This window comes from Sulfuricurvum sp. RIFOXYD12_FULL_44_77, from assembly GCF_001830725.1.
GTDB classification, from domain to species: domain Bacteria; phylum Campylobacterota; class Campylobacteria; order Campylobacterales; family Sulfurimonadaceae; genus Sulfuricurvum; species Sulfuricurvum kujiense_A.
Genome location: NZ_MIBU01000174.1, coordinates 1 through 5829, shown reverse-complemented (window position 1 = coordinate 5829; position 5829 = coordinate 1). Strand labels below are relative to the sequence as shown.

8 protein-coding genes are annotated in these 5829 nt (G+C 40.8%); 1 reads left to right on the top strand and 7 read right to left on the bottom strand.

Going from position 1 to position 5829, the window contains the following annotated elements; all coding sequences use genetic code 11:
• The 5 genes from A2517_RS06960 to A2517_RS06940 all read right to left on the bottom strand — a co-directional run.
• On the bottom strand, positions 1 to 780 hold a 780-nt coding region (locus A2517_RS06960), incomplete at its 3' end, for a HAMP domain-containing protein (RefSeq protein WP_294895477.1).
• A gap of 40 nt (positions 781 to 820) precedes the next feature.
• The gene (locus A2517_RS06955) at positions 821 to 2200 is read right to left on the bottom strand and encodes a deoxyribodipyrimidine photo-lyase (RefSeq protein ID WP_294895475.1); all 1380 of its coding nucleotides are present in this window, start codon (positions 2198 to 2200) and stop codon (positions 821 to 823) included.
• 2 nt (positions 2201 to 2202) lie between these two features.
• Positions 2203 to 3150, bottom strand: a complete 948-nt coding sequence (locus tag A2517_RS06950; RefSeq protein WP_294895473.1) for a DUF523 and DUF1722 domain-containing protein — start codon at positions 3148 to 3150, stop codon at positions 2203 to 2205.
• 36 nt (positions 3151 to 3186) lie between these two features.
• Complete coding sequence (locus A2517_RS06945; RefSeq protein ID WP_294895471.1) at positions 3187 to 3414, bottom strand: hypothetical protein; 228 nt, start codon at positions 3412 to 3414, stop codon at positions 3187 to 3189.
• A gap of 41 nt (positions 3415 to 3455) precedes the next feature.
• Complete coding sequence (locus A2517_RS06940) at positions 3456 to 3983, bottom strand: transglycosylase SLT domain-containing protein (RefSeq protein WP_294895469.1); 528 nt, start codon at positions 3981 to 3983, stop codon at positions 3456 to 3458.
• Between the two features lie 260 nt (positions 3984 to 4243).
• Between A2517_RS06940 and A2517_RS06935 the strand changes: the two genes are divergently transcribed.
• The gene (locus A2517_RS06935; RefSeq protein ID WP_294895467.1) at positions 4244 to 4759 is read left to right on the top strand and encodes a hypothetical protein; all 516 of its coding nucleotides are present in this window, start codon (positions 4244 to 4246) and stop codon (positions 4757 to 4759) included.
• On the opposite strand, the gene A2517_RS06930 is transcribed toward A2517_RS06935, so the two are convergent.
• Positions 4756 to 5061 (bottom strand): hypothetical protein, encoded by a 306-nt coding sequence (locus tag A2517_RS06930; protein ID WP_294895465.1) that lies wholly within the window; start codon positions 5059 to 5061, stop codon positions 4756 to 4758. The genes A2517_RS06935 and A2517_RS06930 overlap by 4 nt on opposite strands.
• Positions 5062 to 5067: 6 nt before the next feature.
• On the bottom strand, positions 5068 to 5589 hold the full coding sequence (gene ppa / locus A2517_RS06925; protein ID WP_294895463.1) for an inorganic diphosphatase: 522 nt from the start codon (positions 5587 to 5589) through the stop codon (positions 5068 to 5070).
• Between the last annotated feature and the right edge of the window lie 240 nt (positions 5590 to 5829).

Here is a 5829-nt window from a genome sequence, read left to right as displayed (position 1 = left end):
GGAACGAATTCCTTGAAATGCCTGACGTAAGACACTCACTAAATCATTGAGTTTTCGGCTCATTTGTGCCAGTTCATCATTTCCGTCGACTTGAATTGATCCGGTAAAATCACGATTTTGTGCGACGGTTTCCATCGTTTTTTCAAGTTTGCTGATAGAAGCGGCAATGGATTTGATAATCATAAAAAATATCCCCATAACGATGAGAATACTTATAAATACAATGATTTCAGAAATATGGGCGTTATCATCGAGTGTTTGAATATTTTTCTTTTTCATCTCATCAACAAGTTCACTCTCTTCAGCCATTAGTTTGGTATAAATTTCTGCTGATTCTTTGGTAATGCTTTGTAGTTTTTTCCCATCTGCACTGGAAATGAATTCTGGATCATGAATTAAATTTTCATTTTCATTAATAATTTTTACACGCGGTTCATTGAGTGTTACCCACTCTTTGTGATCCTTTGCAATCTCTATTAAGCGATCTTTATTCTCTTGTGAGCGCGTGATACTGCTTAGCTCTTCGATACTCTTTTGTAGTTTTTGGTTGTGCTCGCTATAGCCATTAGTGAACTTTTCATCATACAAGAGTTGGAACCCTCTTAGGTCCATCATAGCACCGTTCGTATGCGTTCTGATTTCACCTAGGAGGATCATCCGTTCAGCCGTTTTTTTGGCATCGTTGTTATTTGAGTAGGCTAAGTATGCCAATGTCATATAACTGATGAAAGCAATAATAGCGAGTGTTGTCAGCTTCCCTTTAATTGTTGAAAAATTCATTATTATACATCCCTAGTGTTGCAATTTCGTTGCAATTCTATCACACATTAATATAAGAATTTTTGAAATACGCCAACGCGTCTTGAGCACTTTTTTTATGTTGGACGATAGGGGGAGGATAATCGTTCAAATGGAGAGTAAACAATGCTTCTTCATTAGAGAGAATTTTAGTAGAAACGGTTGCCAATTGCGGGAGCCATCGACGGATATAGATCCCCTCCGTATCAAATTTAGAGGTTTGGGTATAGGGATTGAAAATTCGAAAATAGGGCTGCGGATCGACTCCCGTTCCCGCGCTCCATTGCCACGAGAGGATATTGCTTGCCGCATCATAATCGTTGAGATGACGTGCAAAAAACGATTCGCCCCATTGCCACGGCAAAAGGAGATTTTTAGTAAAGAACGATGCGACAATCATCCGTACGCGATTGTGCATCTCTCCGCTCATCAATAGTTCACGTATTCCCGCATCGACGATTGGAACACCCGTGTGTCCGGCACAAAATGCTTCAAAAGCGGCTTCATCGGGAACACCGGTAAAAGGATAACGGAAGTTTCGTTCGCTTAAGTGGGGGAAATGATATAAAAGCATGGCATAAAAGTCTCGAAATATCAGCTGTCTAAAAAATGGCTCGGTATCGATCCCCCGTTTTTTTTGTAGCAGTATCCATCGCAACAGACTCCGAATCGAGAGGGTTCCGAATCGCAGATCGGTACTAAGGAAAGATGTCGCATCTAATCCCATATAATCGCGGTTTCGGGAATAATTTTCTATTTTTTCGGCAAAAAGATTCAGTTTAGCTTCGGGTGAGAGCTGTTGCATCGGTGTGAGCGGTTGAGGAATAAAACCGATTGATTCAAGGGCAATCGGTTGTGTCGAGTGGGCCGTTTCCACAATAGTGTGTAAGAAGCGATATTCAAATTCTATCCGTTGTTGTTGCACGTGCGGGTATTCAACCATATGTTCAGGTGTAAAGAGTACTTTTGCCCGATTGTAATAGGGGGTGAAAACCAGATAGGGAGTTCCGTCGCTTTTTAGGACTTCATCAGGAGAGAAGATATAGGTGTCGTGCAGGCGGTGAAAGGGGAGAAGGTGCGACACATCGAGATCACGCGCTAGTGCATAGGTATCGTAGTCTCCAGAGGCACATACTTCATCATACGTGTTGTGCGACAAAAGCCATTTAAAAATTTCCGTAGGCTTTCCATAAAACAGCGCTAAATCAAGACCCCGTTCTTGGAGAGAGGATTTGAGATGGGCAAGTGCATTAAAAATGAGGGTGATACGCCGATCATCCGCTTTGAGAGAAGCGAGAATGTCCGTATCGAAAATAAAGATAGGAAGTATGTCACCTTCCAAAGAGAGAAGGGGATTATCGTTCGTTCGAAGATCACGACGAAACCATAAAATTCGTCGCATTATTATTTTCCCGCATCAATATGAGAACGCAGTGCCAGCGTTTTGGGATAGGGATTAAGAAACGTTTGCCCGAGCAGGTAGGTCGTATTGTATTTTTGTGCGTAAAGGGAAATCGTCGAGAGGGGGACGATCAGAGGGATGATCTTATCGGCAAAATCGCTGATATGAGAGTGCAAAATCTTTTTCTCCTCTTTGGTCAGTTCACTTTTGAAAAATCCTGCCAAATGCTCTAAAACATTACGGGTTTTTTTGATGGAGCTTTTACGCGAAATAGCCGTTTTAAATCCAAGCTCATACATGGCCAAGAGAATCTCAAAGCTGAGCTTATCGCGATTGGCTACTATATTGCCGAGTTCTCGATAGAGTGTCTCATCTTTGGCTTGGAGCATAAATTTATAGGCGGTGTGAAATTGGACAAGCTCTTTTATCGTCGGGTTAGAGGCTTTGAATTGCTCATAGGCATCGTAGGCAAAAAGCTGCATTACAAAATTTTCTCTCAACCAAGCATCTTGGAGACGTCCCTCCTCTTCCATCGGGAGCAACGGGTAGCGTTCACGGCACATTGCCGCGAATACACCGTCTTCTTTCCCTTCGCAAAAGCCGTTATCGAGATAGGTTTTGGCACTATTTAAACCGCAACTGGGTGATTTGGATTTAAAAATAATGCCGCAAAGGGGTTCATTGGAGATTTTGGAGAGTTCGTTACGACTGGTTTCGAGAAGAGGTTCGGTAAGGTCAACTTGATCTTTATTGGATTGAACAAAGAGTTGATTCTTAGATCGTAAAAGCCGGATGGAAGGGCGCGGGGTACCAAAGGCTAAGTGCTCAGGACAAAAAGGGACAAACTCGGCGAAACGTCCCAGCTCATCCGTTACAAATCGATCATGCTTATGGCCGCCGTCAAAGCGGATTTTTTCACCTAATAAACACGAAGAAACAGCTATTTTCATGGAGACTCCTATTTCTGTAGTATAGGATAATTACAATTATTTAGTAGGGGATTTTTGTTTGTCTAAAATCTTTTGCTGTTCGGGCGGAAGTTTCTTTTGACTCTCTTTATACGCTTTGGAAAGTTTTTGAAGCTCGGAATCCATAGTTTTTGGAGGAGTTTTCGGGGAACTGATAGGGAGAATAAAAGCAAGAAGTATAAAAACTAAGCTAAAAATAATACCGCTGAGAAGCGCTAAAACAACTTTTAGTTTTTCGTCATTCATGCAAACCTCCGAATCTCTATCGGAGTATTATAGCTTAAAAATTATGACAGCTTACCTGAGGAGATAAGATGGTTGATCAAACCCATATTTTTCATAACACGGTTGTAGTAAGGACGATTGGTAGTCCCTCCGTTGTATCCGCTGATGGCATAAAAATGATCAAGGCGTTGATTTTGTAATAATACGAGATAGTGAGTTGCAACTTTTGCCGACAGTCGAATATCACCTAATAACCGTCCAGCCAGCTGTACATCGCTGAGGTCATTGAGCCAGCGGAGTTTTTTGACGTTTTTGGAAACATGCCGCGCGGTAGCGACTTGAATCTGCATAGGTCCTAAAGAGGCTTTTGTAAATGATTTCTTATGTTTAAAATCACCGATAACATATTTGCCCGCACTGCTTTCGGTTAAACAAATCGCACTGAGTGTATTCTCATAGGTATTGCCGTTTTTATCAGGAATCGATTTTGCGACATCACGTACGGTTTGTAATACATGGAGTTGTTTAGGGGTTATTGAATCAGCTAAAAGGGATAAAGCAAACAGTAATATCAGGGAAAGAAATCTCAAATTTACACCTCGGAATTGGAATGTGAAATTTTAGGGTACTGGAGAGGATATAACAATGGTGTAGCCTTTCTAAATGAATCAGTTAAGAAAAAGTAATAGAAAAGAGGGGTATGCTACCACACAGCGGGAAAGCAATGGTTAAGTTTCAGAGAAATAACTGGTGTATAGTGTTGTATTATGTTGTAATTATGGGTGTTAGTTTAAGTTTCAGGGTAAAAAGTTTTCTAAAAGTATCAAAAAAAAGGTTGAAAAAGTACACCATGAGTAAAAATGAAACATTTTTTGTCCGATTACTCGGACTCTTGATTTGTATGACACCATTATATGGAGAAATCACGATAGGACTCCTCACTTCGATCGAAAATAATAGTAAAGTAAATTTGCTTTATAAAAATATTCCTATTTCGTGTGAGCCGTTCGGTGTTATACCTTTGGAAAAGATGGCATTGAACGGTGTTAATCCGCAGGAGTGCCGATCGGCAATAGAATCGTATTATAGAGCTCATCCGCGTGATAAATCTTTTGCACGCGAATATTTACATATTCAACAATCGTACCATTATGAGACGATTAAGGGGGGATGTGTCCTGTATGCTAACGGAGTTGAAACCTACAGTGAAATGTTGCTACGGATGGGATTAGCGGTTATAGATCCGGCATTTGATAACGGTGAATGGAACGGAAAATTAAAACGCTCATTTCAAGGTGCCCAAATCCAAAAAAACGGATTGCACGATACACGGATTAGAGCGTTTTGTATTAAAGAAGAGAATTAGTGTTGAGGATGCTCGTCATTGGAGGTAAGATAAATCCAGTACTCTTTATGACTTTTTCCACGATCAAGAAAATAGAGTTGTAAAATAGCGACACGGTAGAGGGTAATGGCCATTTTAGCATAGGGAATCGCGAGTGAGAGGGCAAGCCACCAAGGCTGCGCACGTTCACCCTTGGAGAGCATCATCTCTTCGACCCCGATATTTTTGCTTAAATACAAACCGAATGCGATGGAAAAGACAAAATTCAATATCAATCCGAAAATCGCATAGGCAAAAAAATCAGGTGAGTCGAAATCGATCATAGCTCATTACTCTTTATAGTTTTTAATAGCGTCTTCAAGGATTTTAGCAGCGGATGCTTTATTTTCAAACCCTTTTACTTTTACCCATTTGTTAGGCTCTAACATTTTATATGTTTCGAAGAAGTTTTTAATTTTAGCCAACGTATGTTTTGGAATATCCTCAAGATCTTGGATCTCTTCGAAGGTAGGATCAATTTTTGAAGTCGGAACGGCGAGGAGTTTTTCATCGATACCGCTTTCGTCTTCCATAATAAGAACACCGACAAGGCGACAGTTCGTTACACACCCCTCAACCATAGGATACTCGGTCAAGATCAAGATATCAGCCGGATCACCGTCTTGAGAAAGGGTTTTATTGACAAAGCCATAGTTTGCCGGATAGTACATAGCAGAGTGCATAACACGGTCAAGTACAAGTGCGCCGCTCTCTTTTTCAACTTCATATTTGATGTTTGATCCACATGCAATCTCAATAATTGCTTTGACTTTATCCGGATTTTCGCCGTAACCGATTTTGCTTAGATCCATAAGGCACCTCTGTGTATAAAATAATGAGGCGAATTGTAACGAAAGAAACTAAAAGGTTCATTGAAACAGGGCTTAGTAAATCTTTTTTAATGAAGTTTGTACTAGAATCACGCATCGTGTAAGGATCGTGCGCGTAAATACAAGTAGGGAATAGGTAAATGGCAAAAAAATACATCGATGTGATGGACACTACGTTCCGTGACGGCTTTCAGTCTGTATTCGGCGGGCGTGTGTTGATGG